Here is a 24,470-nt window from a genome sequence, read left to right on the forward strand (position 1 = left end):
GTGCCTGCCATCCCTGGGTCCCCGCGTTCGCGAGGATGACGACTGTCTTTGAGAACCCATCCCAAATTTCGTCATTCCCGCGAACGCGGGGACCCAGGGAACACCAAAACAAATTGTCGTCGCGTAGCGCTTGGTGCGGCCGATTCGCGGTTTCATCCCTTGCATTCCGCCCCGTTCCCCCGATATAGAAGCGCCAGGAAGGCTGGGACGGACGAGCTCCTCGCCAACCCGGTCAGGTCCGGAAGGAAGCAGCCGTAACGAGTTTCGGTTCGGGTCGCTTCCCAGTCTTCCGCCTATTTCTTGTTCAGCGTCGAAAAGTGGGGTGGTTCCGTCCGACGTGCCGGAACGGAAAGGCTTTTCTGCATGTAGACGACGTCGACCGGCTGTCCGAATTTCCAGCCGATCCCGCGGGCTGTCCCGACATGACGGAAGCCGAGTTTGCGATGCAGGCCGATCGAGCCTGCATTTGTACTGTCACCGATGACCGCAAGCATCTCCCGGAAGCCGATCGCGGAAGCGCGGGCGATGAGCTCGCCAAGCAGGCGTGTGCCGATGCCTATGCCGCTGGTTTCCGGACGGAGATAGATCGAGTCTTCGGCAGTGAACCGGTACGCCGAGCGCGCTTTGTGTTGTGTCGCGTAGGCATAGCCGACAACGGCCTCGTCCCGTTCGGCGCAAAGCCAGAAATGACCGGAAGCGAGAACGGCGGCGAGGCGCCGTGCCATCTCCGCTTCGTCGGGTGGGGTTTCCTCGAAAGTGGCGGTCCCAGACAGAACATGGGTTCGATAAATCGCGGCAATTTGGGGGATGTCCTCTTCCCGGGCGTCGCGAATTCGGGTCTCGCTCATATTAGCCCGACCCTCATCAGGACTAGTAGGCAAAACAATCCTGTCAGCGCCTGCAGAACCGATCCGACTGTCAGGGTGACGATGCTCCGGTCCCGGCCTTCTGTGAAACAGCTATTCCGGACGATCCAGTAGAAACTGTCGTTCGGCAGAATGGCGATGAAGGAGCCAAGACAGATCGCGAAAACCGCCGCGGTGCCGGGCAGCCCCAATTCGGCGACCGCAGGGGCGGCGACAGGCGCGACGGCGGCGAAAGTCGCCATACTGGAGCCTTGCAGCAGCTTGAAGACGGCACTCAGCAGAAACAGGCCAAGCAGGCCGGCGGTACCGGTGGCCGCGGGCAGGAATGCTGCGACTGGCAGGACCTCGGTCAGCATGGCCCCGAAAGCCGAGGCGCAGCCAATCAGAAGCAGCAAGCCGCCAGTGCGCCGGACAGCGCGATCGAGACACTCCCGCCGTTTGGCCGCTTTCAGCTGGGCAAGGGCGAAGATGGAAGCGGCAAGAAGAGCGCCTTTCGGATCGCAGAGGAAACCCGCAAGGGGCCATGCGGAAACCCCGGGCAGCGCGCCGAAGGCAAGCAGTGATCCCAGAAGGCCGAAAGGAAGCAGCGTCACGAGCCCGTTCACGTCGAGCGGTCGGTTCGGTCTCCGGGCAGCGGTTGAGCCGCTCCTTTCCAGAAACTTCCGCCAGAGTAACCCCGAGAGCCAGACCGGCGGGACCAGCAGCAATCCGGTCAGGACAAGCGCGTCATTCGCGATGCCCAATCCGGTGGCGACGATGAGCGGTCCTGCCGGGTACAGCAGTTTGAAGCCCGTATAGGCGCCGAACGCGACATCAAGCTTGCGCTGACCTGCGATGGGCGAGAGGGATGCGAAGGCGGTGTCGGGGCAGATCATCCCGGCGCCGGCGACCGGCGATGCCAGGACAGCGATGCGTCCGTCGAGGGACAGAGCTTGCCCCTCCATTGCGGCGGCAAGAACGAAGGACGGCAGAAGGATGAGCGCGAATTCCCCGAGTGCCAGACCGAAACCGGTATTGAAAACGCCGACGAGCTCCGGAGCGTTCATGCCGCCCGCGATCCCGATCGCGAGGCTGATCAGCGCCATCCAGATAGGTAGGGGAAGGTCCGGAAGCTTCCGGCGGGAGATGGCGGCAACTGACGAGGTATGTCCCATGGCGCTACCCTTATGATAATTTATCATCATGCTAAGAGTGCAGTGTGATCCGGAAAAATGATTAAAATGGCGAAGTTGCATGAGTTTTAATCATGATATTTTTCACCGTATCCCGGTCCGCGGTCTGCAGGTTTTCGAAGCCGCGGCGCGCCATTTGAGCTTCACGCGGGCGGCGGACGCGCTTGGCATCACGCAAAGCGCCGTCAGCCGGCAGATGAGTGACCTGGAAAAGCGGCTCGGCGTGTCGCTATTTGTCCGCTCCGGTCCACGGATCGTGCTTACTCGCGCCGGTGAAGTGCTCTTCGATCGGGCCTCCCGGGCCTTCGCCGACCTCAGAGCTGGAGTCGCGGATTGCCGCGTGGCAGATGGCCTTTCGAGCGTGGTGACCCTTTCCATGCTTCCATCAGTTGCCGCGCTCTGGCTGGCACCGCGTCTGGAAGCTTTCGCGGAGGCACATCCGGAGATCGATCTGCGGGTCTCTGCGTCGCGTCATCTGGTATCCTTCGAAGCCGAGGGCATCGATCTCGCGATCCGCTACGGGACCGGAAACTGGCCGGGCGTGACGGCGGAGTTCCTGGCGTCGGAGACGGTGCGGCCTGTCTGTACCCCCGATTATGCGAGGCGTATCGGGATCGGGCAGCCATCCGATCTCCTGAAAGCGACGTTGATTCATCCGGATACCGAGGAGGGCTGGTCTGCCTGGTTCGTGGCCGCCGGTGTCGTGGTCGACGCGGTTCCGTCGGGCCCCCGCTTCAGCGACGACACGGCGGCGCTGAATGCCGTCCTCGGTCATCAGGCCGTTTTCCTCGGGCGGTCGGTGCTGACGGCCCGGGAGCTGGAAGCCGGCCGGATCGTCGCCCCTTTCGACATCGAGGTCCCGGCCAGTTTCAGCTACTGGCTCGTCCGTCCGGTCGGACAGGAACCGAGCGTGGCCTGCGATTCGGTGCGCAAATGGATCCTTCGGGCATTCGGCCGGCCTGCGCCGGACTCTTGAATTGGGAGGCTTGGAACGCGTTTCGGAGCGCTGCGCCGCCGGTTGCAAGATTGTTGTTGCCGGAATGCCCGGGTTGCTTCCCTGTCCCCCGTCACTCCCCTATGATCCCCCGCATGGATGATCTGACACCTCCCCAGACCCAAGAGGCGCCGGGCGAGTATCGTGTGCTCGCGCGCAAATACCGCCCGCAGACCCTGGACGATCTGAAAGGCCAGGACGCGCTGGTACGCACGCTCCGCAATGCGCTCGCCTCCGGCCGTCTGGCGCATGCCTTCGTGCTGACCGGGGTGCGCGGGGTCGGCAAGACGACGACGGCGCGGATCATCGCCAAGGGTCTGAACTGCATCGGGCCGGACGGCTCCGGCGGACCGACCGTGACTCCCTGCGGTGTCTGTGAGCCCTGCCGGGCGATCACAGAGGACCGCCATGTCGATGTGATGGAGATGGACGCCGCCTCGCGGACCGGCGTCGACGACATCCGCGAGATTATCGACGGCGTACGCTACAAGCCGGTCTCGGCGCGCTACAAGGTCTACATCATCGACGAAGTGCACATGCTCTCGCGCAATGCCTTCAACGCGCTGCTGAAGACGCTGGAAGAGCCGCCGGAGCATGTGAAGTTCATCTTCGCGACCACCGAGATCCGCAAGGTGCCGATCACCGTGCTGTCGCGCTGCCAGCGCTTCGATCTCCGCCGTTTCGACGTCTCCGAACTGATGGAGCTGTTCGGCACGATCTGCGGCAAGGAAGGGGTCGAGGCCGACGAGGAGGCGCTCGCGCTGATCTCCCGCGCCGCCGACGGCTCGGCCCGCGACGGGCTCTCGATCCTCGACCAGGCGATGGCGCTGTCCGACGGACGGATCGCCGCCGCCCAGGTGCAGGAGATGCTCGGCCTCGCCGACCGGGCGCTGATCTTCGACCTGTTCGAAAAGGTGATGGGCGGCAAGTGCGCGGAGGCGCTCGGCGACGTGCGCTCGATGTATGCCTCCGGCGCCGACCCGGTCGTGATGCTGCAGGACCTGCTCGACCTCACCCATCTCATCACGCGCCTCAAGACCGCGCGGGAATCCGCGCTGGAAGGAGCCTCCGAGCTGGAGCGGACCCGTGGCGTCGAATTCTCCGACAAGCTGAGCCTGCCGGTTCTGGCACGCACCTGGCAGATGCTGATGAAGGGTCTTGGCGAGGTCCAGAACGCGCCCTCGACGCTGGCCGCGCTCGAGATGGTGCTGATCCGGCTTGCCTACACGGCGGACCTGCCGCCGCCGGGCGAGCTGGTGAAGGCGATTAAATCGGGAAAGCCTGACGCGGCCCCGACCCGCCAGCCGGCGGCCGCGGAAACAAGAGTGGCGGATCCCCGACCGGAACCGGTGGCGACAATGCCGCCTCCCGAGCCTGCATCTGTCCCGTCATCCACGCCGGTGCCGGAGGCGCCACTCGCATCGCCTCACGTCCCGGAAGAACCAGCCGCTCCGGAAATCCCGGAGACATTCGAGGGGGTTGTCGCGCTGTTCGAGGAGCATCGTGAAGCCGTGCTGCATGCGACGCTCAGCCGGTCCGTCAGGCCGGTATCGGCGGCGCGCGGCCATCTCCACATCATTCTCGATCCGGGTGCGCCGGAAACCCTGCCGGGACAGGTCGCCTCAAAGCTCAAGGACTGGACAGGGATCCCGTGGCACGTGGAGGCGAGCGATGCCGCGCCCGGCGACGAGGAGATCGCGACACTGGCCGAGCGCAAGGCCAATGCCGAGGCGGCGAAGCGCAAATCGGTCTCCGAGCATCCGGTGGTGGCCGCTGTGCTTGAAGCCTTCCCGGAAAGCACGATAGAAGCCATCAGACCGTTGGTGCGGGAACAGGAAGAGGCGGTGCGCGAGGCGGCCGTCTACCGCGACGAGGATAGCCAGGCGAACGAGGCGTGAGATGATGAAGAATCTCGGCAATATGATGAAACAGGTCCAGCAGATGCAGGAGCGCATGCAGGAGATGCAGGCGCAGCTGCAGGAGCTGGAGGTCGAGGGCTCCAGCGGGGCCGGGATGGTCAAGGTCAGCATGACCGGCAAGGGCGAGATGAAATCGATCAAGATCGATCCCTCGCTCGTCGATCCTTCCGATACCGAGGTGCTGGAAGACCTGATCCTCGCGGCGGCCAACGACGCCAAGGCGAAGGCGGACGAAAAGATGCAGGAAGAAATGCAGAAGCTGACCGGCGGGATGCCGCTTCCCCCGGGCTTCAAGCTGCCGTTCTGATCGCGGTTCCGCTGACGGCCCCCCGGCATGGATGAACTCGACCGCGTGATGCATTACCTGGCGAAGCTGCCGGGGCTCGGGCCGCGCTCGGCGCGCCGGGCGGTGCTGCATCTGCTGCGCAAGCGCGAGACGCTGATGCGTCCGCTTGCCGACGCGCTCGGCCAGGCGGCGGAAGCGGTCACCGAGTGCTCCGTGTGCGGCAATCTCGATGCCTCCGATCCCTGCCATATCTGCCGCGACGACAAGCGCGACGGCGCGGTGATCTGCGTGGTCGAGGATGTCGGCGATGTCTGGGCGCTGGAGCGGGCGGGCGCCTTTTCCGGCCGCTATCACGTGCTCGGCGGCCTGCTCTCCGCGCTCGACGGTGTCGGGCCGGAGGATCTCAATATCGAAAGCCTGATTGCGCGCGCCGGATCGCCCGAGGTGACGGAGATCATCCTCGCCATGGATGCGACCGTCGACGGCCAGACGACGGCGCATTACATCTCCGACCGTCTTGCCGGAACCGGGGTGTCGATCACGCGTCTTGCCCGCGGTGTCCCGGTCGGCGGCGAGCTTGATTATCTCGACGACGGGACGCTGACGCAGGCGCTGAAAGCGCGCCGGGAAGTCTGATCATGGACGAGAATGCGGCCCGGCTCCGGGCCACCGCGATCGGCTTCACCGCCGTTCTGATGTGGGCGACGCTCGCGCTTTTCACCGCGCTCTCGGGCAAGGTGCCGCCGTTCCAGCTGCTCGCCATGTGTTTCGGCGTGGCGACCCTGATCGCTTGCGCCTTCTGGCTGGCGCGGGGGCAGAACCCGCTCGCCTATATGCGCCATCCGCCGCTGGTCTGGCTGCTCGGGGTCGGCGGGCTGTTCGGCTATCACTTCTTCTATTTCCTCGCACTGCGCAATGCTCCGGCGGTGGAAGCCGGGCTGATCGCCTATCTCTGGCCGCTGCTGATCGTGGTGTTCTCGGCCCTGCTACCGGGCGAGCGGCTGCGCTGGTTCCATATCGCGGGCGCCGTACTCGGGCTCGGCGGAGCGGCATTGCTGGTCACCCGGGGCGAGACGCTTGAACTCGATCCGCGCTACAGCTTCGGTTATCTCGCGGCCTGCGTCTGCGCCGTCACCTGGTCGAGCTATTCGGTGCTCTCGCGCCGTTTCGGCTCCGTTCCGACCGAGGCAGTCGGCGGATTCTGCGCCGTCACGGCCGTGCTCGGCGCAATCTGCCACCTCGCGTTCGAGCAGACGGTCTGGCCGGAAGGCGCGCTCGAATGGTCGGCTGTGGCCTTGCTCGGGCTTGGGCCCGTCGGTGGAGCTTTCTTCACTTGGGACTACGGCGTGAAGCGCGGCGACATTCAGGCGCTGGGCGCATCGTCCTATGCCGCACCTCTGCTCTCGACCCTGCTGCTCATCCTCGTCGGTCTTGCACCTTTCACGCTCGTGGTGGGCGCGGCCTGTCTGCTGATTGTCGGAGGTGCGGTGCTGGCTTCGAAAGATATGATCCTGCGGCCGAAGCGCGTCGCGCCCGAGACCGTGGAGGATTCCTGATGGGTCGCCGTACCGCCTTGTTTTTCGCCCCGGAGCGGGGCGACTCGTCCCGCTTGGTCGGCCGTCAGGTCGCGAATGAGGGATTTCTGAAAGCCTATATGAAGCATGGCGCGCCGGGCGCGGTCCCCGTGTATGCGATGCCGGCCGATTTCGATCGCTTCGAGGCGGCTTTTCCAACCGGTCGGGAACTGATGCAGGTTCCCGCGAGTCACCCGAGGGCACTCGCCGATTGCAGTGGACTTTTCATGCCGGGGCCGGCACTGGCGAAACGGGCCTGGCACCGCCGCGGGGTTGGGCGCGGGCGTTACAGTCTCTCCGGCGTGACGCACGCAATGTCCTCCGAACGTGCCGCGGAGGCGGTCCGCGACATGCTGATCGCGCCAATGGCCGAGTGGGACGCGCTGATCTGCACCTCTGAGGCAATCCAGAGGCTGGTGCAGAAACTCGCGGGAGACTATGCGGATTCGCTCGGCGCCATTACCGGCGGGCGCCCCCCCTTCCTGCCGCAGCTCCCGGTGATTCCGCTCGGCGTCGATACGGAGGCGCTCGCGTCGATCGGACCGGTCCCTGGAGAGAATTTCCGAAAGACGCACGGGATCGGCGAGGACACGTTCGTCCTGCTGTTTCTTGGGCGCCTCAGCTATCACACCAAGGCGCATCCGATCCCGATGTACCGCGCACTCAACCTGCTCACGCAGCGGCTGCAGCGTCCTGTTACGCTGATCGAGGCGGGCTGGTACTACAATTCGGAAACCGAAGCCGCGTTCGACGCGGCGGCCCGCACCTTCGCGCCGCAAGTGCGCATTCTGAAGATCGATGCCCGCGACCGGACAGCCAAGGACAAAGTGCTCTCCGCGGCCGATGCATTCATTTCGCTCGTCGACAACGCGCAGGAGAGCTTCGGGATCACACCTGTCGAGGCGATGGCGGCGGGTCTGCCCGCAATCGTCAGCGACTGGGATGGCTATCGGGATACGGTCGTCGACGGCGAAACGGGGTTCCGGATCCCGACGCTGATGCCGCCGTCGGGTGCCGGTTACGAATATGCCTGGCGCCTGGCCTCGGAGCAGGACGATTACGACCTCCATATGGGGCTGATCGCGCAGCATGTGGCCGTCGACATTCCGAAGACCGTCGAGGCCCTGTCAGCTCTGGCGGAGCAGCCGGAGAAGGCCCGGGCCATGGGTGTTGCCGCCGCGGCCCGGGCGCGTGCGGTCTATGACTGGCGTGTGATTGTCGGGGCCTATGACGCGCTCTGGCGCGAGCTGGAGGAACGCCGGGCTTTTTATGCCGAGGAAGAACCGCATCTGGTGCCTCAGATCACGGATCCCTTCGCGACCTTCGCAGGTTTCGCAAGCGGAACCATCGCACCGCCCTTCGGTGTCCGCCCCGTGGATGGCGCCGAGATGCTGCTGGAACAACTGGCGGGCTCTCCGATCGCGGCGGTGGACAGGCGCAGTCTTGAGGACGGGAAAGCTTTGGTCGCGGGAATGCGCGAACAGGGCCCGATGGTGATGGAACAGGAATTCACGGAACAGCAGGTGGCCGAGAGTGCCCGCACCTTCCGGGCGCTCGCCTGGCTGCTGAAGATGGGCGTGATCGAACGGATCTAGCTGCTGCGCGGCGTCGGCCGCCAATCGGGTGGCGCCATTTCGAAGCCGGAAAACTCGAAGGCAGGCGCGACGGTGCAGCCGACCAGGGTCCATGCGCCGAGACTTTCCGCGGTCTGCCACCAGCCTTCCGGTACCACGACATGCGGTTTCTGTCCCGCAAGGACATCCGGGCCGAGATGATGCGCCTCGGCATCGTGGCCGTTCGGCGAGAGCGTGAGGGCGAGCGGGGCGCCGGCATAGAAGTGCCAGATCTCCGTCGCGTCCGTCACCCGATGCCAGGCGGAAAGCTCGCCGACCGGAAGCAGATAATAGATCTGCGTCACCGTTCCGCGGCCGCCCTCCGCAGGGTTGTCGCGATAGGTCTCGGCGTAGTAGCCGCCCTCGGGATGCGGCTGCATCCCGAGTTTTTCGACGATGGCTTTCCAGTCGGCGCTGCTCATTTTCGTCAGGACGGCGGTTGGGTTTCCTTCATGGACGGCCGCTCGGAGAAATTCGCGTACCATGCGGCAAGCGACGGGTAGCTCTCGCGCCAGCCCATGTCGCCATAGCGGAAGTCGAGATAGCCGCAGGCGCAGGCCACCGCGATGATGCCCGCATCGACCCGGTCCCCAAAGGACGCCGCTTCGCCGTCGAGCGCCTTCAGCGCGCCCTCGACCTTCTTCATCTGGCCGTCGACCCAGTCGTCCCACTGTTTTTCGGCCGGCCGCAGGCCGCGTTCGTAGCGCGCATTGACCGCGGCATCCATCAGGCCCTCGGCGGTGGCCTCCAGCCGCAGTACGTCCCAGCGCGCCTCGCCGTCCGCCGGATAATAGCCGCAGTCCGGCGCAAGCGAGGCGAGATACTGGGTGATGATCCGGGAATCGTAGAGCGGCTTGCCGTTATCCATCACCAGCGTCGGGATCTTGGTCACCGGGTTGGCGGCGGCGAGCTCGGGACTCTGGTCGACGACGGATGTGGCGACCTTCGCGAACTCCACCTTATCCTCGAGCCCGAGCTCTTTCAGATGGACCAGCACCTTCCGCACGAAGGGCGAGGCGGGGGAATAGATCAGTTTCATGCGTTTTCGCTCCCTTGCATGATCCGGTTCCGGGAACCGGTCTTTTTAGACGCGTCGACTCAGACGCCGGGGTCAGAAATTGTCCTTGCGCTTACGGACCTCCGCGAAGACCGCGACCGGGTCGGCGCCCTCCATGCCGACGGCGGCGGCCAGCGCGGGGCTGTCCGCGCGCAGGAAAGGATTGGTGTCGAGCTCGTCGCCGATGGTCGACGGCACCGTCGGCTGGCCGTCGGCGCGCAGCCGGTCGATCTCCGAGGCTTGGGCCTGCAGCTTGGCATTCTCGCCGTCGACCGAGAGGGCGAAGCGGGCGTTCGACTGGGTATATTCGTGACCGCAATAGATCCGGGTCGCAGGCGGCAGGGCTCGCAGCTTCTTCAGCGAGCTCCACATCTGTTCCATGGTGCCCTCGAAGACCCGGCCGCAGCCGAGCACGAAGAGCGTATCGCCGGAAAGCAGGATGTCGGAATCCGGGAAGAAGAACGCGATATGGCCGCTGGTATGGCCCGGTGTCTCGAAGATCTCGGCCTTGTGCCCGGCGAAGTCGAAGCTGTCGCCCTCGGCGAGCGTGATGTCCATGCCGGCGATCCGTGCGGTTTCCGATTTCGGGCCGGCCAGTTTGCAGCCGTATTTCGCTCGCACCGCCTCGTTGCCTTCCGTGTGGTCGCCGTGATGGTGGGTATTGATGATCAGGTCGGCTTTCCAGCCGCGAGCCTCCAGGGCCTCGATGACCGGAGCGGCAGCGCCCGGATCGACCACGGCGGTGGAGCCGCTGTCGGCGTCGTGTAGCAGGTAAACGTAATTATCGGATCGGGCGGGGACCAGCACGACATCCAGCTTGGACATGACCTTCGCTCCTCTGGCGGGGGATAGGGTGGGCGGACCGTAGCATCAACCTTTTGACGCGGCCAAGCGGCGCACTATGATCCCTTCGCGACAAGTGAACTGCCGGCTTGGAACATGTTCAACGACGCCGTCGATCTCTGGGATTTTTACGGCACGCGCGTGGGGCAGGTCGCCCGCCGCATGATCCGCCGCCGTATCCGCGAGCTGTGGCCGAACACCAGGGGCGAGACCGTCCTCGGGCTCGGCTACGCCACGCCGTTCCTGCGTCCGTTCCGGGACGAGGCGGAGCGGGTGATCGCCATCATGCCATCGCAGCAGGGCGTGCTGCACTGGCCGCGCGACGGAAAGGGCCTGGTCTGCCTCGCCGACGAGGCGGAGCTGCCGCTGCAGGATGTCTCGGTCGACCGGGTGCTGCTGGTTCATGCGGTGGAATGCACCGAGCAGCTCCGCGCGATGCTGCAGGAGGTCTGGCGGGTGCTCGCGGGCAACGGCAAGGTCCTGGTGGTGGTGCCGAACCGGCGCGGAATCTGGGCCCGACTGGACCGCACGCCGTTCGGGCACGGGCATCCCTATTCGCCGTCCCAGCTCTCGCGGCTGCTGAAGGACAATATGTTCGCACCCTCCTTGACGGCGCACGCCCTCTACATGCCGCCCTCGAATTCGCCGCTTCTGCTGCGCTCCGCGCCGGCCGTGGAAAAACTCGGGGAGCGCTGGTTCAACCGCTTTTCCGGTGTGGTATTGATCGAGGCAACGAAGCAGATCTATGCCCGTCCGAAAGGCCGGGCGGTGCGCATTCGCCAGTTGCTGCCGATCCCCGGCAGGAGGGTTCCGGCCCTCAATGCCGCCGGGAGCAGCAGAGGCGTAGCGTTCGGATACCAAGGGAGGACAGAGAAATGATCGTGATTGCCGTCAACCTCGTGGTCGATGCAGCCGACGCGGACGCGTTCGAGACCCGTTTGCGCAAGCATGCCGCCAACAGCCTGACCCAGCCTGGCTGCAAGGGCTTCCTCGTTGCCCGCGACCAGGAGAATGCGGGCAGTTTCCATCTCTGGGAAAGCTATGACGACATGGATGCGTTCGAGGAACACAAGAACGCGGGCTTCATGGCCGATTTCCGGGAGTATTCGACGCCGCTGGTCAAGGAGCGCCACCTCGCGATCTGCGACCTGGTGCCCGGCGGCGTGGCCGAGCACGAGGGTCTGGTCGTTTAGACACGGCCTTTCTCATCCCGCACTTTGCAGCGCGGCAGGCGCCGATTTCCGCCTGCCGGTCATCAGCTTGCTTGAATTCGCCGTCCGCCGCCGCTATTGCTGTCCGCCGCGCCGAAATCGGGGTTTCGGCGTTGCACGGTTTCTTTCGCCGGCGGTTTTGAGGCTGGCCCCTGCTTGGATTGGAAGGCACGTCCGGTGAGCACGCTCGATGACTTGAGGCGCGAGATCGACGGGATCGACGAGGCCCTGCACGATCTGCTCATGCGCCGCGTCGAGATCGGCAAGCAGGTCGCCGAGGCCAAGGGCGGCGACCGCGGCCCCTATTTCCGTCCCGGCCGCGAGGCACAGATCATCCGCCGCCTCGTCGCACGCAACGAATCCTTTCTGAACGTGCCCACGCTGATCCGCTTCTGGCGCGAGATCCTGAGCGCGAACCTCAATATGCAGACCCACGTCCACGCGGCCGTCTTCATGGCGGAAGGGGCGGAGAGGGTCTACGACCTGGCGCGCGACCATTGCGGTATCTCGGCATCGATCGAGTGCATGGACGGCGCCGGCAAGGTGCTGGACGCGGTGTCGTCCGGCGCGGCGACGCTCGGCGTGCTTCCGGGCGTTGCGATGAAGGCTGCGCGATGGTGGCCGCTTCTGCTTTCCGACAGGGCAGAAGGTATGGCGCCGCGCATCATTGCGCGGCTTCCTTTTTGTGAGACCGGTCCCGAGGCCGGGATCAACGGTTTTGCGGGCGATGCCTTCATTGTCGCGGCGCAGGAGCCGGAGGAGTCCGGAGAGGACCGGACGCTCTTCGCGGTCGAGACCGGCCACGCCGTCGACGGCGAAATCCTCGACGAGGCGGACGGCTTCAGGTTGGTCGAGCAGGCGGGCTTCCTCGAGGCTCCCGAAGGTCTGGAACGACATATGGGCGGCCGCGAAGGCGAGGTGCCCTATTACCGCATCGGCGCTTACGCGGCCCCGGTTCACGCCGGATGATCCTTCCGGCCACCGGCCGGTCAGCAGCCCGTTCCCGTTTCCAGATGAATTGACGATCCGATGTCCACGATCAAACCGAAATCCTCCATCGCGACCATGGTCTCCTACACGCCGAACCATGGCGGGGCGAAAAAACCCGGCAAGGTGATCCGGCTTTCCGCCAACGAAGGCGCGCTCGGCATGAGCCCGAAGGCGCTCGCGGCCATGCACAGCGCCGATCCCGACCTGCACCGGTACCCGGCGCTCGGCGCCAGCCGCCTCGCCGAGGCGGTCGGGCGGCGCAACGGTATCGATCCGGCGCGGATCGTTTTCGGTTGCGGCTCCGACGAGCTGATCCAGGTGCTTTGCCTCGCTTATCTCGAACCGGGCGACGAGGCGATCTACACGCAATACGGATTTCTGGTCTATCCGATGGCGACGCGGATCGCCGGCGGTGTGCCCGTGGTGGCGCCCGACGACGAATACACCGTCTCCGTCGATGCGATCCTGAACGCAGTCACGGCGCGGACGCGGATGGTGTTCCTCGCGAATCCGAACAACCCGACCGGGACCTACATCCCGCAGGAGGAGGTGAAGCGCCTCAGGGCCGGGCTCAGGGACGACATCCTGCTCGTGCTCGATGCCGCTTATTGCGAATACGTAACGAAAAACGACTACGACAGTGGGATCGAGATGGTCGAGAGCCATGACAATGTGGTCATGCTGCGCACCTTCTCGAAACTCTACGGCATGGCCGGCCTCCGGCTTGGCTGGGCCTACGGTCCGAAGGAGATCGCCGCGACGCTGGAAAGCATCAAGCAGCCGTTCGGCGTGAACTCGCTCGCCATCGCGGCCGGGATCGCCGCGGTCGAGGATCTCGCCTTCCAGGAGGCCGTTTTGGAGAGCAACAACAAATGGCTTCCCTGGTCGGTCGAGAAGTTCACCGAGCTGGGGCTCGAGGCGCTGCCGACGGTGACCAACTTCCTGATGCTCCGCTTCCCGGAGACGGACGGAAAGACGGCCGAGGACGCCCGCCGGTTCCTGGCGGAGCGGAACATTCTGGTGCGCGAGATGGCGGGCTACGGTGCGCCGGACACGGTGCGGCTCTCCATCGGCACTGGTGAGGAAATGCGCGACGTGGTCGACGCTCTGGCGGACTTCCTCGGCAAGGAAAGGCCGGCATCATGAGCTCGGACCAGTTCCCGCAGGACGAGCCGCTCTTCCGGCGGCTCGCGGTCATCGGCTGCGGCAATATCGGCTCCTCCGTCGTCCGCGCGGTGCGTGCCGCCGGCAACGGGGCAGCCCATGTCGCGGTCTTCGATCCTGATCCGGAAGTTCGGGCCCGGGTGCGCGAACTCGGGATCGCGGATTCCGTCCAAGACAGTCTGGCCGGTGCGGTGGAAGGCGCGGACTGTGTCGTGCTCTGCTCCCCGGTTCGCACCTACGGAGCGATCACGAGGGAAATGGGCCCTCATCTCGCCGAGGGCGCGATCCTGACCGATGTCGGTTCTGTGAAGATGGCGGTGGTCAAAGACGTTGCGCCGGAGGTGCCGGAACGCGTCCATTTCGTGCCGGGCCACCCGGTGGCCGGCACGGAGAAGTCGGGCCCGGATGCCGGTTTTGCGGAGCTGTTTCATGGCCGGTACTGGCTGCTGACGCCGGAGGAGGGCACGGATGCCGGGGCGGTCGCCCGGGTCGAGGCGCTCTGGTCCCGCGTCGGCGCCATCGTCGAGGTGATGGATGCCGCCTATCACGACAAGGTTCTGGCTCTCACCTCGCACCTGCCGCACTTGATCGCCTACACCATCGTCGGGACCGCTTTCGACGTAGAGGAGCAGGAACGACAGGACGTGATCCGGTTCTCCGCCGGCGGCTTTCGGGATTTTACCCGCATCGCCGGCTCGGACCCGACCATGTGGCGCGATATCTTCCTCACCAACAAGGACGCGGTGCTGGAGATGCTGCAGCGCTTCACCGAGGACCTGACCGCGCTCCAGCGGCAGATCCGCTACGGGGAAGGCGACAAGCTGTTCGACTTTTTCAGCCGCACGCGCGACGTGCGCCGCCGCGTCGTGGAGGCGCATCAGGAAGGCACCAGTCCCTGGGGGCCGGACGCCAATGGCGGCAAGCCGGCTTCAGAAGGCGGGGATCCGGAATAGGGTAAAGGGTCCGGCGCTCACCCGCCCGTCCTGGGCGGCGACCGGCAGGCTGACGATCCGCGTGCCGTCGGACGGGCTGGTACGGCTGAAGGCGGCAAGCACGAGCTTGGCGATCTCTGCCGCGTCCTGCTTCATGTGACCTGCCTTGACGAGGTCCTGTATGGCCTCGTCGAACCCTTTCACTTCAAGCGTTCCCGCACCTTCGGGGCGCAGCAGCGGGTCGAGCGCCAGGGTCGCGTTGAGCCGGAGCCCGACCGGATCCATTGCGAGCGTGAAACGGTTGATGTCGAGGGTGCCGCCGCTGTCCCGCCAGAGGGCGAGATCGTCGCTGCCGGTACCGTTGAGTGCGCCTCTCAGGGTCGCTTCCAGGGCAAGCGCCGCATGCTCCGCCCGTGTTCCAAGAGTGGAAAGGATGGGACTCTCGACCCGGGTCGCCGTCAGATTCAGGACTGCGGAGGCGTCCGTGTGATCGCCGATCTCTTCCGCCTGATCGATGGTGAGCGATGCGGCGGTAAAGCGGGCAGCGTCCCTTGGTCCCTTGCCGTCGCCGGCCCGCTCCGAGGTGATCTGACCGCCGAACGCGGTCAGCCGTGCATGTTCAAGGATGCCGGAGCCGTAGAAACGCGTGTCGAGCTGGCTGCGAGGCGCTGCAACCATGGTAACCAAAGTGTCCTGATCGAGATTGCGTTGCGTCGCGGTGACGTCGGATTCCGCGGTGAGCGTGTAATCCAGCGGGGCCCAGGGTTTTGCCACGGCGCGCAATGCGCCGAGCGACACCGCTTCTTCCAGTCGGCCGCGTGTCCGCTTGTAGGAGACGTCGCGGGCGAGAATCGACATCTCGAACGGGAAGCCTTCGAAGCGCAGGTCCCGATATGCGATCTCGTTGCCGCGCGCCTTTTCCTCCGCCGCCCAGTCCTGGATCTTGCCTTCGAGCCAGTAGGCGGCGGCGAACCAGTTGCCGACATAGGTCAGCACCGCAAGCGCGACGACGAAGGAGAGAACGGTACCGATGCGTCTCTGGCGCTTGTGCGGCGGCGGTGTCGGAATTAAGTCGGAACTCATCTGCTGCAACTGCTTTTCAGGGTGACGGCCAAGGATATGACCTCCGAATGTGGCGATCTATGGGTATTCGGTTACGGCTCGCTGATGTGGCGGCCCGGCTTCGACTATCTGGAGCGGGTTCCGGCCCGGCTCAATGGCTATCACCGCGATTTCTGCGTCTGGTCGCATCGTTACCGCGGTACGCCGGAAAAACCCGGTCTGGTGCTCGGCCTCGATCGCGGCGGCTCGTGCAGGGGTATCGCCTACCGGGTCGCCGACGGCAAGAAAGAAGAGGTCCTCGCTTATCTGCATGAACGCGAGATGATCACGGGGGTCTACGCGCCGCGCATCCTTCCGGTTGCCGTACCGGAATCGGGCCGGCAAGTGGCGGCGCAGGCCTATGTCGTCGATCGCAGCCACGCCCAGTATGCAGCCGGTCTGACGCCGGAAGAGCGGGCGGCACTGATTCTCCAGGGCCACGGTACCGCGGGCCCGGGCCGGGATTATCTTGCAAACACGGTCGGCCACCTCGCGGAGCTCGGTCTCACTGACCGGCGATTGTCGCATCTGCTCGCGCTCGTGGACGGGATGCTGGCAGGCACCTTGCCGGTCCCGGTGCCGCCCGCCGGTCCTCCGGCGCATCCGGCCAACCGACCGGGCGCGCGGCCCGATACCGCGATCTGAGGTCTCAGACGTTCCGAAGCCGCAATCCGTTGGCGAGCTCGAAATAATCCGGATGGTCCGGGGCGATGAAGCCGTGGCGCAGCAGGAAATCGATGATCGCGAGATTGCAGTTGTACTTGAAGGCGCCCGGTTCGCTCTCGACGATGCGCATCACCTCGCCGACCGGCAGCAATTCGAAACTCTCGACCTCGCCGTCCACCGCCTCCGGCACGAAGTCCGGGTCGAGCTCGAGATCGTAGGTGTAGAACATGTGCCGCCGGAGCCCGGCCGGAACCGCCATCCGGTAACTGATGACTCCGGTCGGCCGGGCCGTCGCGGCGATTTCCGCCGGAATGCCGGCTTCTTCGGCGCATTCCTTCAGCAGATTGTCGAAGGCCGAGATGCCGGCCGGATGACCGCCCGCGACCATATTGTCCAGCTTGCCGGGATAGGTCGCCTTGTCCCGCGCCCGGCGCGCAACCCACATGAAGGTGCCGTCCATCCGACGGACGATGCCGTTCAGGTGGAAGCCCTTGTTCACGATCCCGAACTCGGTGGCGACGCCGCGGTCGATGACGGCCAGCGGCTCGGCGTCCGGGTGGGTCAGCACGGGATAGAACTCGCCGCGCGCCCTGGCGGCCAGTCCTGCTTCGCGCAATCGTTCCGAAACCTCAGCGAGCTTTTTGCTCACGTCTTCGAACGGGCCCGCCGGAAGGGCGAGACCGGAGCCATTTTCCGAGAAACCGCACTGGAGCAGTTTGTCCGCGATGGCATGCGGCACCATGCCGACCTCGGAAGCGCCGATCGACCAGGAACGGTAATCCTCAGGATTGTGCGCGTTGCAGATCCTAAGATGATGCAGATAGCCGCTCATCTCGTGGGTTCTCCTATCGCCGGACGGCTCAGGAAAAGCGCTTTTCCGTGACCAGTACCGAGGTGACCGAGACCATGTTCCGCAGCAGCGCGGCCGCGTGGTCGCGCTGGGAGTCGGTCAGGCCCTGCACCTGCAAGTCGATGGTGAGCTCGTCCCGGCGCCGTCCGCCGAGATCGCTGTGCCAGCGGGTCGGGATCAGGCCGAGTTTGGCGAAGAGTTCCAGCACGCGCGGCATGACCGACGGTTCGGCCGAAGCCTGCACGGAGAAGCAGGCCGTCACCTCCGCATCGGCGGGCGTGTCGGACAAATTCGGGTGAAAAGATTGAGACGCAACAACGTCTTGCATGACTAAACCACTCCGGTCGAGGGGGTCGAATAAGGGAAATCAGCACTGGCCCGGCCCTGTCAGAGGACCGGGTTGCTAATTCGCCCGATAATTCGACCGGCCAGACGCCGGAGAGGTTGGCTGCTCATGTGCGGGACCCTATTGCGGCGCCGTCATGCCGTCAAGCATGGCGCGTTTTTGGGTGTCGGAGGGGGCGTCAGGCGCGGGTAAGCTTCTCCAGCGCCTCGTTGAGTTGGCTCATGCGCTGATGGTCGCCGAACGGGGAGTCCGGATGGAACACCAGAGCGAGCCGGCGGTAACGCCCGCGAATCACCTTCTGGTCTGGAACTGCGGTCGGGGCGAAGCCCATGACATGCAATGCTTCGCTCCGGCTGGTGACACCGTCGCGCAGCGGTTCAAAGGCCAGGTCGCCGATAATACGCTGTAATTGCTCGATATCTTCTTCAAGCCGGTTGCGAACGGCGCGATCGTCCTGACGTTGTTGACGGTCTTCCGTGCTCTCGACTGCAAGCTGACGTTCGCCTTCCGCCATCTTGATGGAGAGAGCCAGGGCGCGGCGTAGCCGGGCGATGTCGTAACCAATCGGCAGGCGAAGCTGCAAACGTGGTTTCCGGCGCAGAGTGCGGCCTTTCGAGGGGCCTGACTGCAGTTTCACCACCTCCCGGTCGTCCGGGGCGGGCTCGCCCGGGTCGTCCGTCGCCATGACAGTCTCATTGGGCACCAGCATGAGCACGGCGCGCGCCAGATCGGCGACGCTGGCGCCTTGTGAATCCGCAAGTGCAGTTACGCGATCCCGAAAAACGCTCGAGCAAGGCACAATGTAGGATTGGCTTTTTTTATAATTGATTGATATTGCGTCGTTTTTCTGGCTGGAAGCGGTGTAGGCGCGGACAGAATCGTCAGGCATTTGGGATCACGAATCCTACTACAAATTGCGGTTCAGGCGCCCCGCATACCAAATCTTAGGGGCTTTCGGGAAGTTTATTTCGGTTGAACGGGCCGAATCAACTGACAAAAGAGTTACGAATTGTAAATTCTGTTTCGCTTTCGGTCCGATTCATTAACGCGAGGTAAATTTTGCTCCGGAATTGAGGCGCATTTTTGTCAAATCGTTTCGTCTCTGGCGATGTGACCGATTGACGCCGGATACGCTTCTGACTGGTCTTCGCCGATGCGTCGTTCTATATCGGCGGCATGTCTGTATTCGTCATCATCCTCATGGTCATCGCGCTGCTGCTCGTGCTGGGGTCGCTCTTCGGCGGCTTGCTGTCGATGGCGCGCGGCGGGCCCGGCGCGCCCGAGCGTTCAAATCGTTTCATGCGATATCGCGTGTTATTTCAATTCCTTGCGGTCGCGCTCTTCATGATCGCGCTGGCCCTCTCCCGCTAGCGGCCGAGCGCCTTGGGCAAATAGTTTCGGAGGCGTTCAGATGGTCCGGCTGACCAAAATCTATACCCGCGGAGGGGATGCCGGAGAGACCTCGCTCGGCGACGGCAGCCGGGTGAAGAAGCATTCTCTGCGTCCCGCAGCCTACGGAACGGTGGACGAGGCCAACAGCGTGATTGGTCTCGCCCGTCTGCACACCTCAGGTGATCCGGAGGTGGATGCGATGTTGGCCCGCATCCAGAACGATCTGTTCGATCTGGGCGCGGATCTGGCAACGCCGGAGCAGGAAAATCCGAAATGGGAGCCCTTGCGCATCTGCGCCGCCCAGGTCGAGCGTCTCGAGCAGGAGATCGACGCTCTCAACGGGAACCTGAAACCGCTTGATTCCTTTATTCTTCCGGGCGGAAAACCGGCCGCCTCCTATCTCCACCTCGCGCGTACCGTGATCCGGCGGGCGGAACGTACCATGACGGCACTTGCCGAGGAGGAGCCGGTTGGCGGCGAGGCGATCAAGTACGCCAACCGTCTTTCGGACCATTTGTTCGTGCTTGCTCGGCACATCAATGATGACGGTGCGGCGGACGTTCTCTGGGTCCCGGGTAAAAACCGCTGAAATGATAAGACTTTGGCTGATGTCGCTTAGAGGTCAGAACTTGGCGGGGTTAGCTTGACAGGCGAAAATCGCTTCGCCTATGACCGTGCTGCCTTAGATGAAACTGAAATTTCCCACGGGGTCGCCATGAAGGTTCTCGTACCCGTTAAAAGGGTCATCGACTACAACGTCAAGGTTCGCGTGAAGGCGGACCAGACTGGGGTCGAACTCGCCAACGTCAAGATGTCCATGAACCCCTTCGACGAAATCTCCGTCGAAGAGGCGATCCGCCTGAAGGAAGCCGGCACCGCGACCGAGGTCGTCGCCGTCTCGCTCGGCGTCCAGCAGTGCCAGGAAACGATCCGCACCGCCCTCGCGATGGGCGCGGACCGTGGCATCCATGTCCAGCACGATGGCGATCTCGAGCCTTTGGCCGTCGCCAAGATGCTGAAGGCCGTTGTTGAGAAGGAGCAGCCGGAGCTGGTCATTCTCGGCAAGCAGGCGATCGACGACGATGCCAACCAGACCGGCCAGATGCTGGCCGCGCTGCTCGGCTGGGGTCAGGCCACCTTCGCCTCCAAGATCGAAATGGGATCCGGCGAAGCCAAGGTCACCCGCGAGATCGACGGTGGTCTCGAGACGATTTCGGTCAAGCTGCCGGCCATCGTCACGACGGACCTTCGTCTGAACGAGCCGCGCTACGCGTCGCTGCCGAACATCATGAAGGCGAAGAAGAAGCCGATCGATCAGATGACGCCGGCCGATCTCGGTGTCGATCCGGCGCCACGCCTCGAAACCCTGAAGGTCGAGGAGCCGGCCAAGCGCGAGGCTGGCGTGACCGTCGCCGACGTTGCCGAACTGGTGTCCAAACTTCGCGATGAAGCAAAGGTGATCTGATGAGCGTTCTCGTCGTTGCCGAACACGATAATTCGGAAATCGCTCCCGCCACCCTGAACACCGTAACCGCGGCCGGCCAGATCGGCGGCGACGTCACCGTGCTGGTTGCCGGCAGCGGCTCCTCCGCGGCGGCCGATGCCGCTGCCAAAATCGCCGGCGTTTCCAAGGTTCTGCATGCGGATGCCGCGGAATATGCCAACGGTCTTGCCGAGAACGTCGCGCCGCTGGTCGTCGCACTCGCATCCGGCTACAGCCATGTCCTCGCCCCGGCGACGAGCTTCGGCAAGAACGTGCTGCCGCGCGCGGCGGCACTGCTCGACGTGCAGCAGATCTCCGAGATCTCCGCTGTCGTCGACGCGGATACCTTCGTGCGTCCGATCTATGCCGGCAACGCCATGGCGACCGTAAAGTCCTCCGACGCGGTCAAGGTCATCACCGTCCGTACCACGGCGTTTGACGCCGCTGCCGCCGAGGGCGGTTCGGGCGCTGTTGAAGCCGCCGACGCGAAGGGCGATGCCGGTCTGACCTCCTATGTCGGGGCCGAACTCAGCAGCTCCGAACGTCCTGAACTGACTTCCGCCAAGATCGTCATCTCCGGTGGCCGCGGCATGCAGAACGGCGAGAACTTCGCCATGCTGGAAGAGGTCGCGGACAAGCTGGGTGCCGCCGTCGGCGCCTCCCGTGCGGCGGTCGATGCCGGTTTCGTGCCGAACGACTACCAGGTCGGCCAGACCGGCAAGGTCGTTGCGCCGGAACTCTATATCGCGGTCGGGATCTCCGGCGCGATCCAGCACCTTGCCGGAATGAAGGACAGCAAGGTCATCGTCGCGATCAACAAGGACGAGGAAGCGCCGATCTTCCAGGTCGCCGATTACGGCCTCGTCGCGGATCTGTTCGAGGCCGTGCCGGAACTCAGCAAGGCACTGGACGGCTAAGAGCCGCTAGTACTTGACAGCTAACCGGTGCCGGGCGTCCCATGCGTCCCGGCACCGGCCGGCCGCCCGGCCGGTGCCCCGATAGAGCGGGGAGAGCAGATATGGACGTGCGCACCGTCGGTGTGATCGGAGCCGGGCAAATGGGCAGCGGGATCGCGCATGTGAGCGCGCTTGCCGGCCTCGACGTCCACCTCCTCGACATTGAACAGGAACGGCTCTCCGCTGCGGTCGAGAAGATCGACCGCGACATGAACCGTCAGGCCGCCCGCGGGAAAGTCGCCGAGGGCGATGTCGCGGCGGCGCTCGGGCGCATAGCGACCGGGACCGACTACGCGATCTTCAAGGATTGCGACCTCGTCGTCGAGGCGGCGACCGAGGACGAGTCGATCAAGCGGGAGATCCTGAAAACCCTGGTGCCGTATCTCTCCGAGAGTGCGATCATCGCCACCAATACCTCGTCGATCTCGATCACCCGTCTTGCCGCCGTGACCGACCGGCCCGGCCGGTTCATGGGCATGCATTTCATGAACCCGGTCCCGGCCATGCAGCTGGTCGAACTGATCCGCGGCATCGCGACGGAGCAGGACACGTTCGAGACGGTGAAGCGGTTGGCGGAAGCGCTCGGAAAAACGGTCTCCGTCGCCGAGGATTTCCCGGCCTTCATCGTGAACCGGATCCTGCTGCCGATGATCAACGAGGCGATCTACACGCTCTATGAGGGCGTCGGCTCGGTCCATTCCATCGACACCGCGTTGCGTCTCGGGGCCAATCACCCGATGGGACCGCTGCAGCTCGCCGATTTCATCGGTCTCGATACCTGCCTTGCGGTGATGCATGTGCTCTATGACGGGCTGGCGGACAGCAAGTACCGTCCGTGCCCTCTGCTGGTGAAATATGTCGAGGCCGGCTGGCTCGGGCGGAAGACCGGCCGTGGCTTCTACGACTATTCGGGCGAGGAGCCGGTGCCGACGCGCTGACCCGCTCGGATCTGTCGCCGGGAAATATTTGCCGGGTAGGCAGGAATTTCCTTGCAATTAGATCGAATTTTATATAATTCTTACGAGCCTGCCAAAAAGGCGGGAAATATATCCTTTAGAAGGAAGGATCCTACCAATGACCGATACGGTTGCCGAAAAGGCATTGCGCCTTCTCCAGATATCCGTCGCTGACATAACCGGCCGGGAGAGCCAGGTGGCTCTCGCGCTCAGTACTGCTGTCCACTCGGGCAGTGCGATCGACCGGATTTTCGCCCAGCAGCGGTTCGATAATCTCGACCTCTACACAAGAAAAAGAATCAAGGGGCGCGCCATTTACGAAGCCCAGATGTTCTCGGTGCACTGACAGAGAGAGGTTAGTAGCGCTGTTGTCGGGGGTCTGGCAGCCGGCGACGCTCTTATCGAGCCGCCGATTTCTCGGTCCGTATGCGCCTAGTGCAGGATACCGAGATCGCGATAACAGCGCTCTGCCCCGCTATGTAACGGGATCGCGATCCCGTCGAGAGCAGAGTCCGGCTTGACATTCCGCCCCTGGGGATGGGCGGTTGCGAGCGCTTCCAGCGTGGCCTCGTTCCAGAGGGCGCGGCAAATATCGTAGACCAATTGCTCCGGCATGCTTTCCGGGACGATCCACTGGCTTCCGACCGAAAGCGTGGTGACTTCTCCGACACTCTCATACGTGTCGGCGGGAATGATGTAGCGGCTGAGGAACCTGTGCTTGTCGAGCAGGGCGTTGACCTTCGGCCCGTCCAGCGTCAGCAGGTCGACATCATTGTCCTCGGCCGTGACCTCCACGAGCTCGCTCGGCATTCCGGAGATCTGGAACAATGCATCGAGTTCATCGCGGACCAGCATGTCGACTGCGGGCCCCGGCTTGAGGTAGGACGCGATCATCTGGTTCTCATCGATGCCGTAGGCCTCGAAGATGTCCCGGACCATCACCAGAAGACCGGAGCCCGGCTCGTCGATCGAGACCCGCTTGCCGACCATATCGTTGATCGTCTCGATCCCGGCATCGCGCCGGACCAGGACATGCAGTACTTCCGGGTAGAGATGCGCCAGCGCCCGTATATTCTTCATCGGCGGCTGGCCGTCGAACGGTCCCGTACCGAAATAGGCCGCATAGACGATGTCCGCCTGAGCGAATCCGGAACTCATCCTGCCGCTATCGACGGCGGCCACATTGTCGACCGAACCGCTTGAGCTTTGTGCCGCGGCGACCAGGTTTTCCACCCCGCAGATCGAGCCTTCGGCGCACTCGGGCGACCCCGGAGGACGGGAGATTGCATTGGCGATTGCCGTGCCGAGCGGATAATAGGTACCGTCGACGCCGCCGGTTGCGATCTGGAAGAAGATCATCTTGTCCTGCGCCGCCGCCGTGCCGGCCGCGAAGGCCATGTTGCCTGCAAGGACCACAGCCTGAACCATCGCGAGAAGGGTCAGGTGCGGGCGGGTGAGGTGCGGCATCGTCGTCCGGTTTCGGGCAGGAAGCGTCGGTTGCTCTCGACTATACCGACTATGAGTTTGAAGTGTAATACATAATCAGCTCTTTCGCAGCTGCGGAATCCCACTCTGCATCGCCGACTAGCCGGCCTTTGATCGTGCCGTCGGGTCCGATCAGGTAGGTGGTCGGAAGGCCGGGCGCCTTGAAGGCCCGCATCAGGGCTGCCTTGCTGTCGGCGGATGAGCGGAGCTCCCGGATCCCGAGCTTTTCCAGAAACGGCTCGAACACGCGTGCGCCGCCGCGGTCGATGGATACCAGGACGACCTCGAAGTTCTTGTCCGCCAGTTCCGCGTTGAGTCGGTCGAGCGAGGGGAGCTCTTTCACGCAGGGCGGACACCAGGTAGCCCAGAAATTCACCAGAACCGTCTTCCCGCGATACGAGTCCAGCTTGATGGGCTCGCCATCGGCGCTTATGAAGGGGGTGTCCGGCGCGGAGCGGTCTTCCGAGGCGGGCACGAACTTGACCATATCGCCCCGCTGCGGCGGCTCGGCGCTGGCATCGACGGCCAGGGCCGCCAGTCCCGCGACGAGCAGACCGGCAAGCGCCATCGTCTTGACCGTCATCGATGTAATCCAGGACACAGGGTATCTCCCT

At 64.3% G+C, this 24,470-nt stretch carries 29 protein-coding genes and 1 other RNA gene; 19 read left to right on the forward strand and 11 right to left on the reverse strand.

What is annotated here, in order from left to right:
- Window positions 1-196: 196 nt before the first annotated feature.
- Window positions 197-294: signal recognition particle sRNA small type (gene ffs, locus NUH88_RS12030), an RNA gene on the forward strand.
- Here the strand turns inward: ffs and NUH88_RS12035 are convergent.
- Entirely contained in the window at window positions 294-848 is a 555-nt protein-coding gene (locus NUH88_RS12035) for a GNAT family N-acetyltransferase (protein WP_257766654.1), read from the reverse strand. The two genes, ffs and NUH88_RS12035, sit on opposite strands and share 1 nt — an antisense overlap.
- On the reverse strand, window positions 845-2,020 hold the full coding sequence (locus NUH88_RS12040) for a GntT/GntP/DsdX family permease (RefSeq protein ID WP_257766655.1): 1,176 nt from the start codon (window positions 2,018-2,020) through the stop codon (window positions 845-847). Before NUH88_RS12040 ends, NUH88_RS12035 begins: the two co-directional genes overlap by 4 nt.
- 79 nt (window positions 2,021-2,099) lie before the next feature.
- Here NUH88_RS12040 and NUH88_RS12045 point away from each other — a divergent pair, with 79 nt between their 5' ends.
- The 6 genes from NUH88_RS12045 (at window position 2,100) to NUH88_RS12070 (ending at window position 8,406) form a co-directional block, all read left to right on the forward strand.
- Window positions 2,100-3,014 (forward strand): LysR substrate-binding domain-containing protein, encoded by a 915-nt coding sequence (locus NUH88_RS12045; RefSeq protein ID WP_257766656.1) that lies wholly within the window; start codon window positions 2,100-2,102, stop codon window positions 3,012-3,014.
- Window positions 3,015-3,127: 113 nt separating this feature from the next.
- Window positions 3,128-4,930: a DNA polymerase III subunit gamma/tau gene (locus tag NUH88_RS12050; RefSeq protein WP_257766657.1), complete on the forward strand. Its 1,803-nt coding sequence runs from the start codon at window positions 3,128-3,130 to the stop codon at window positions 4,928-4,930.
- Window positions 4,931-4,934: 4 nt separating this feature from the next.
- Window positions 4,935-5,258, forward strand: a complete 324-nt coding sequence (locus tag NUH88_RS12055; protein ID WP_257772198.1) for a YbaB/EbfC family nucleoid-associated protein — start codon at window positions 4,935-4,937, stop codon at window positions 5,256-5,258.
- A 27-nt stretch (window positions 5,259-5,285) separates the two neighbouring features.
- Complete coding sequence (recR, locus tag NUH88_RS12060; protein ID WP_257766658.1) at window positions 5,286-5,873, forward strand: recombination mediator RecR; 588 nt, start codon at window positions 5,286-5,288, stop codon at window positions 5,871-5,873.
- Window positions 5,874-5,875: 2 nt separating this feature from the next.
- Window positions 5,876-6,793, forward strand: a complete 918-nt coding sequence (gene yddG, locus NUH88_RS12065; RefSeq protein ID WP_257766659.1) for an aromatic amino acid exporter YddG — start codon at window positions 5,876-5,878, stop codon at window positions 6,791-6,793.
- On the forward strand, window positions 6,793-8,406 hold the full coding sequence (locus NUH88_RS12070; RefSeq protein WP_257766660.1) for a glycosyltransferase family 4 protein: 1,614 nt from the start codon (window positions 6,793-6,795) through the stop codon (window positions 8,404-8,406). Before yddG ends, NUH88_RS12070 begins: the two co-directional genes overlap by 1 nt.
- Here NUH88_RS12070 and NUH88_RS12075 read toward each other — a convergent pair.
- The 3 genes from NUH88_RS12075 to gloB all read right to left on the reverse strand — a co-directional run bounded on the left by NUH88_RS12075 (window position 8,403) and on the right by gloB (window position 10,306).
- Window positions 8,403-8,846, reverse strand: a complete 444-nt coding sequence (locus NUH88_RS12075; protein ID WP_257766661.1) for a cupin domain-containing protein — start codon at window positions 8,844-8,846, stop codon at window positions 8,403-8,405. The two genes, NUH88_RS12070 and NUH88_RS12075, sit on opposite strands and share 4 nt — an antisense overlap.
- 5 nt (window positions 8,847-8,851) lie before the next feature.
- Window positions 8,852-9,463 (reverse strand): glutathione S-transferase, encoded by a 612-nt coding sequence (locus tag NUH88_RS12080; RefSeq protein WP_257766662.1) that lies wholly within the window; start codon window positions 9,461-9,463, stop codon window positions 8,852-8,854.
- Between the two features lie 72 nt (window positions 9,464-9,535).
- The gene (gloB, locus tag NUH88_RS12085) at window positions 9,536-10,306 is read right to left on the reverse strand and encodes a hydroxyacylglutathione hydrolase (RefSeq protein WP_257766663.1); all 771 of its coding nucleotides are present in this window, start codon (window positions 10,304-10,306) and stop codon (window positions 9,536-9,538) included.
- A 114-nt stretch (window positions 10,307-10,420) separates the two neighbouring features.
- Here gloB and NUH88_RS12090 point away from each other — a divergent pair, with 114 nt between their 5' ends.
- The 5 genes from NUH88_RS12090 to NUH88_RS12110 all read left to right on the forward strand — a co-directional run bounded on the left by NUH88_RS12090 (window position 10,421) and on the right by NUH88_RS12110 (window position 14,642).
- Window positions 10,421-11,203, forward strand: coding sequence for a class I SAM-dependent methyltransferase (locus tag NUH88_RS12090; RefSeq protein WP_257766664.1), 783 nt, complete (start codon window positions 10,421-10,423; stop codon window positions 11,201-11,203).
- Window positions 11,200-11,517, forward strand: coding sequence for a putative quinol monooxygenase (locus tag NUH88_RS12095; protein WP_257766665.1), 318 nt, complete (start codon window positions 11,200-11,202; stop codon window positions 11,515-11,517). The genes NUH88_RS12090 and NUH88_RS12095 overlap by 4 nt, the downstream gene beginning before the upstream one ends.
- Window positions 11,518-11,712: 195 nt before the next feature.
- Window positions 11,713-12,504 (forward strand): chorismate mutase, encoded by a 792-nt coding sequence (locus NUH88_RS12100; RefSeq protein WP_257766666.1) that lies wholly within the window; start codon window positions 11,713-11,715, stop codon window positions 12,502-12,504.
- 60 nt (window positions 12,505-12,564) lie between these two features.
- The gene (locus NUH88_RS12105; RefSeq protein ID WP_257766667.1) at window positions 12,565-13,671 is read left to right on the forward strand and encodes a pyridoxal phosphate-dependent aminotransferase; all 1,107 of its coding nucleotides are present in this window, start codon (window positions 12,565-12,567) and stop codon (window positions 13,669-13,671) included.
- Complete coding sequence (locus NUH88_RS12110) at window positions 13,668-14,642, forward strand: prephenate/arogenate dehydrogenase family protein (protein ID WP_257766668.1); 975 nt, start codon at window positions 13,668-13,670, stop codon at window positions 14,640-14,642. The genes NUH88_RS12105 and NUH88_RS12110 overlap by 4 nt, the downstream gene beginning before the upstream one ends.
- Here the strand turns inward: NUH88_RS12110 and NUH88_RS12115 are convergent.
- Window positions 14,619-15,704, reverse strand: coding sequence for a DUF2125 domain-containing protein (locus NUH88_RS12115; protein WP_257766669.1), 1,086 nt, complete (start codon window positions 15,702-15,704; stop codon window positions 14,619-14,621). The genes NUH88_RS12110 and NUH88_RS12115 overlap by 24 nt on opposite strands.
- A gap of 36 nt (window positions 15,705-15,740) precedes the next feature.
- Between NUH88_RS12115 and NUH88_RS12120 the strand changes: the two genes are divergently transcribed.
- Window positions 15,741-16,367 carry a gamma-glutamylcyclotransferase gene (locus tag NUH88_RS12120; protein ID WP_257766670.1) on the forward strand — a complete coding sequence of 209 codons (627 nt, stop codon included), beginning with the start codon at window positions 15,741-15,743 and terminating at the stop codon, window positions 16,365-16,367.
- A gap of 4 nt (window positions 16,368-16,371) precedes the next feature.
- Here NUH88_RS12120 and NUH88_RS12125 read toward each other — a convergent pair whose 3' ends face one another.
- The 3 genes from NUH88_RS12125 to NUH88_RS12135 all read right to left on the reverse strand — a co-directional run bounded on the left by NUH88_RS12125 (window position 16,372) and on the right by NUH88_RS12135 (window position 18,473).
- Window positions 16,372-17,220 (reverse strand): NUDIX hydrolase, encoded by an 849-nt coding sequence (locus NUH88_RS12125; protein WP_257766671.1) that lies wholly within the window; start codon window positions 17,218-17,220, stop codon window positions 16,372-16,374.
- A 28-nt stretch (window positions 17,221-17,248) separates the two neighbouring features.
- A complete protein-coding gene (locus tag NUH88_RS12130) occupies window positions 17,249-17,566 on the reverse strand; it encodes an ACT-like domain-containing protein (RefSeq protein ID WP_257766672.1) in 318 nt (105 codons plus the stop codon).
- 196 nt (window positions 17,567-17,762) lie between these two features.
- A complete protein-coding gene (locus NUH88_RS12135) occupies window positions 17,763-18,473 on the reverse strand; it encodes a J domain-containing protein (protein ID WP_257766673.1) in 711 nt (236 codons plus the stop codon).
- Between the two features lie 287 nt (window positions 18,474-18,760).
- Here NUH88_RS12135 and NUH88_RS12140 point away from each other — a divergent pair, with 287 nt between their 5' ends.
- The 6 genes from NUH88_RS12140 (at window position 18,761) to NUH88_RS12165 (ending at window position 22,717) form a co-directional block, all read left to right on the forward strand.
- Window positions 18,761-18,955, forward strand: a complete 195-nt coding sequence (locus NUH88_RS12140; protein WP_257766674.1) for a twin transmembrane helix small protein — start codon at window positions 18,761-18,763, stop codon at window positions 18,953-18,955.
- Between the two features lie 40 nt (window positions 18,956-18,995).
- Complete coding sequence (locus tag NUH88_RS12145) at window positions 18,996-19,565, forward strand: cob(I)yrinic acid a,c-diamide adenosyltransferase (RefSeq protein WP_257766675.1); 570 nt, start codon at window positions 18,996-18,998, stop codon at window positions 19,563-19,565.
- Window positions 19,566-19,691: 126 nt separating this feature from the next.
- Window positions 19,692-20,441 (forward strand): electron transfer flavoprotein subunit beta/FixA family protein, encoded by a 750-nt coding sequence (locus tag NUH88_RS12150; RefSeq protein WP_257766676.1) that lies wholly within the window; start codon window positions 19,692-19,694, stop codon window positions 20,439-20,441.
- A complete protein-coding gene (locus NUH88_RS12155) occupies window positions 20,441-21,376 on the forward strand; it encodes an FAD-binding protein (RefSeq protein WP_257766677.1) in 936 nt (311 codons plus the stop codon). Before NUH88_RS12150 ends, NUH88_RS12155 begins: the two co-directional genes overlap by 1 nt.
- Before the next feature lie 101 nt (window positions 21,377-21,477).
- Window positions 21,478-22,353: a 3-hydroxybutyryl-CoA dehydrogenase gene (locus NUH88_RS12160; protein WP_257766678.1), complete on the forward strand. Its 876-nt coding sequence runs from the start codon at window positions 21,478-21,480 to the stop codon at window positions 22,351-22,353.
- Between the two features lie 136 nt (window positions 22,354-22,489).
- On the forward strand, window positions 22,490-22,717 hold the full coding sequence (locus NUH88_RS12165; RefSeq protein WP_257766679.1) for a hypothetical protein: 228 nt from the start codon (window positions 22,490-22,492) through the stop codon (window positions 22,715-22,717).
- An 86-nt stretch (window positions 22,718-22,803) separates the two neighbouring features.
- Here NUH88_RS12165 and NUH88_RS12170 read toward each other — a convergent pair whose 3' ends face one another.
- Complete coding sequence (locus NUH88_RS12170) at window positions 22,804-23,838, reverse strand: TAXI family TRAP transporter solute-binding subunit (RefSeq protein ID WP_257766680.1); 1,035 nt, start codon at window positions 23,836-23,838, stop codon at window positions 22,804-22,806.
- Between the two features lie 49 nt (window positions 23,839-23,887).
- On the reverse strand, window positions 23,888-24,457 hold the full coding sequence (locus NUH88_RS12175; RefSeq protein ID WP_257766681.1) for a TlpA disulfide reductase family protein: 570 nt from the start codon (window positions 24,455-24,457) through the stop codon (window positions 23,888-23,890).
- Window positions 24,458-24,470 lie beyond the last annotated feature (13 nt).

The sequence above is a fragment of the Nisaea acidiphila genome, assembly GCF_024662015.1.
GTDB classification, from domain to species: domain Bacteria; phylum Pseudomonadota; class Alphaproteobacteria; order Thalassobaculales; family Thalassobaculaceae; genus Nisaea; species Nisaea acidiphila.

What these genes read in the sequence shown, in the direction of transcription:
- NUH88_RS12035 (WP_257766654.1), bottom strand. Translation starts at nt 848, where the DNA reads ATGAGCGAGACCCGAATTCGCGACGCCCGGGAAGAGGACATCCCCCAA.
- NUH88_RS12040 (WP_257766655.1), bottom strand. Translation starts at nt 2,020, where the DNA reads ATGGGACATACCTCGTCAGTTGCCGCCATCTCCCGCCGGAAGCTTCCG.
- NUH88_RS12045 (WP_257766656.1), top strand. Translation starts at nt 2,100, where the DNA reads ATGAGTTTTAATCATGATATTTTTCACCGTATCCCGGTCCGCGGTCTG.
- NUH88_RS12050 (WP_257766657.1), top strand. Translation starts at nt 3,128, where the DNA reads ATGGATGATCTGACACCTCCCCAGACCCAAGAGGCGCCGGGCGAGTAT.
- NUH88_RS12055 (WP_257772198.1), top strand. Translation starts at nt 4,935, where the DNA reads ATGAAGAATCTCGGCAATATGATGAAACAGGTCCAGCAGATGCAGGAG.
- recR (WP_257766658.1), top strand. Translation starts at nt 5,286, where the DNA reads ATGGATGAACTCGACCGCGTGATGCATTACCTGGCGAAGCTGCCGGGG.
- yddG (WP_257766659.1), top strand. Translation starts at nt 5,876, where the DNA reads ATGGACGAGAATGCGGCCCGGCTCCGGGCCACCGCGATCGGCTTCACC.
- NUH88_RS12070 (WP_257766660.1), top strand. Translation starts at nt 6,793, where the DNA reads ATGGGTCGCCGTACCGCCTTGTTTTTCGCCCCGGAGCGGGGCGACTCG.
- NUH88_RS12075 (WP_257766661.1), bottom strand. Translation starts at nt 8,846, where the DNA reads ATGAGCAGCGCCGACTGGAAAGCCATCGTCGAAAAACTCGGGATGCAG.
- NUH88_RS12080 (WP_257766662.1), bottom strand. Translation starts at nt 9,463, where the DNA reads ATGAAACTGATCTATTCCCCCGCCTCGCCCTTCGTGCGGAAGGTGCTG.
- gloB (WP_257766663.1), bottom strand. Translation starts at nt 10,306, where the DNA reads ATGTCCAAGCTGGATGTCGTGCTGGTCCCCGCCCGATCCGATAATTAC.
- NUH88_RS12090 (WP_257766664.1), top strand. Translation starts at nt 10,421, where the DNA reads ATGTTCAACGACGCCGTCGATCTCTGGGATTTTTACGGCACGCGCGTG.
- NUH88_RS12095 (WP_257766665.1), top strand. Translation starts at nt 11,200, where the DNA reads ATGATCGTGATTGCCGTCAACCTCGTGGTCGATGCAGCCGACGCGGAC.
- NUH88_RS12105 (WP_257766667.1), top strand. Translation starts at nt 12,565, where the DNA reads ATGTCCACGATCAAACCGAAATCCTCCATCGCGACCATGGTCTCCTAC.
- NUH88_RS12110 (WP_257766668.1), top strand. Translation starts at nt 13,668, where the DNA reads ATGAGCTCGGACCAGTTCCCGCAGGACGAGCCGCTCTTCCGGCGGCTC.
- NUH88_RS12115 (WP_257766669.1), bottom strand. Translation starts at nt 15,704, where the DNA reads ATGAGTTCCGACTTAATTCCGACACCGCCGCCGCACAAGCGCCAGAGA.
- NUH88_RS12120 (WP_257766670.1), top strand. Translation starts at nt 15,741, where the DNA reads ATGACCTCCGAATGTGGCGATCTATGGGTATTCGGTTACGGCTCGCTG.
- NUH88_RS12125 (WP_257766671.1), bottom strand. Translation starts at nt 17,220, where the DNA reads ATGAGCGGCTATCTGCATCATCTTAGGATCTGCAACGCGCACAATCCT.
- NUH88_RS12130 (WP_257766672.1), bottom strand. Translation starts at nt 17,566, where the DNA reads ATGCAAGACGTTGTTGCGTCTCAATCTTTTCACCCGAATTTGTCCGAC.
- NUH88_RS12135 (WP_257766673.1), bottom strand. Translation starts at nt 18,473, where the DNA reads ATGCCTGACGATTCTGTCCGCGCCTACACCGCTTCCAGCCAGAAAAAC.
- NUH88_RS12140 (WP_257766674.1), top strand. Translation starts at nt 18,761, where the DNA reads ATGTCTGTATTCGTCATCATCCTCATGGTCATCGCGCTGCTGCTCGTG.
- NUH88_RS12145 (WP_257766675.1), top strand. Translation starts at nt 18,996, where the DNA reads ATGGTCCGGCTGACCAAAATCTATACCCGCGGAGGGGATGCCGGAGAG.
- NUH88_RS12150 (WP_257766676.1), top strand. Translation starts at nt 19,692, where the DNA reads ATGAAGGTTCTCGTACCCGTTAAAAGGGTCATCGACTACAACGTCAAG.
- NUH88_RS12155 (WP_257766677.1), top strand. Translation starts at nt 20,441, where the DNA reads ATGAGCGTTCTCGTCGTTGCCGAACACGATAATTCGGAAATCGCTCCC.
- NUH88_RS12160 (WP_257766678.1), top strand. Translation starts at nt 21,478, where the DNA reads ATGGACGTGCGCACCGTCGGTGTGATCGGAGCCGGGCAAATGGGCAGC.
- NUH88_RS12165 (WP_257766679.1), top strand. Translation starts at nt 22,490, where the DNA reads ATGACCGATACGGTTGCCGAAAAGGCATTGCGCCTTCTCCAGATATCC.
- NUH88_RS12170 (WP_257766680.1), bottom strand. Translation starts at nt 23,838, where the DNA reads ATGCCGCACCTCACCCGCCCGCACCTGACCCTTCTCGCGATGGTTCAG.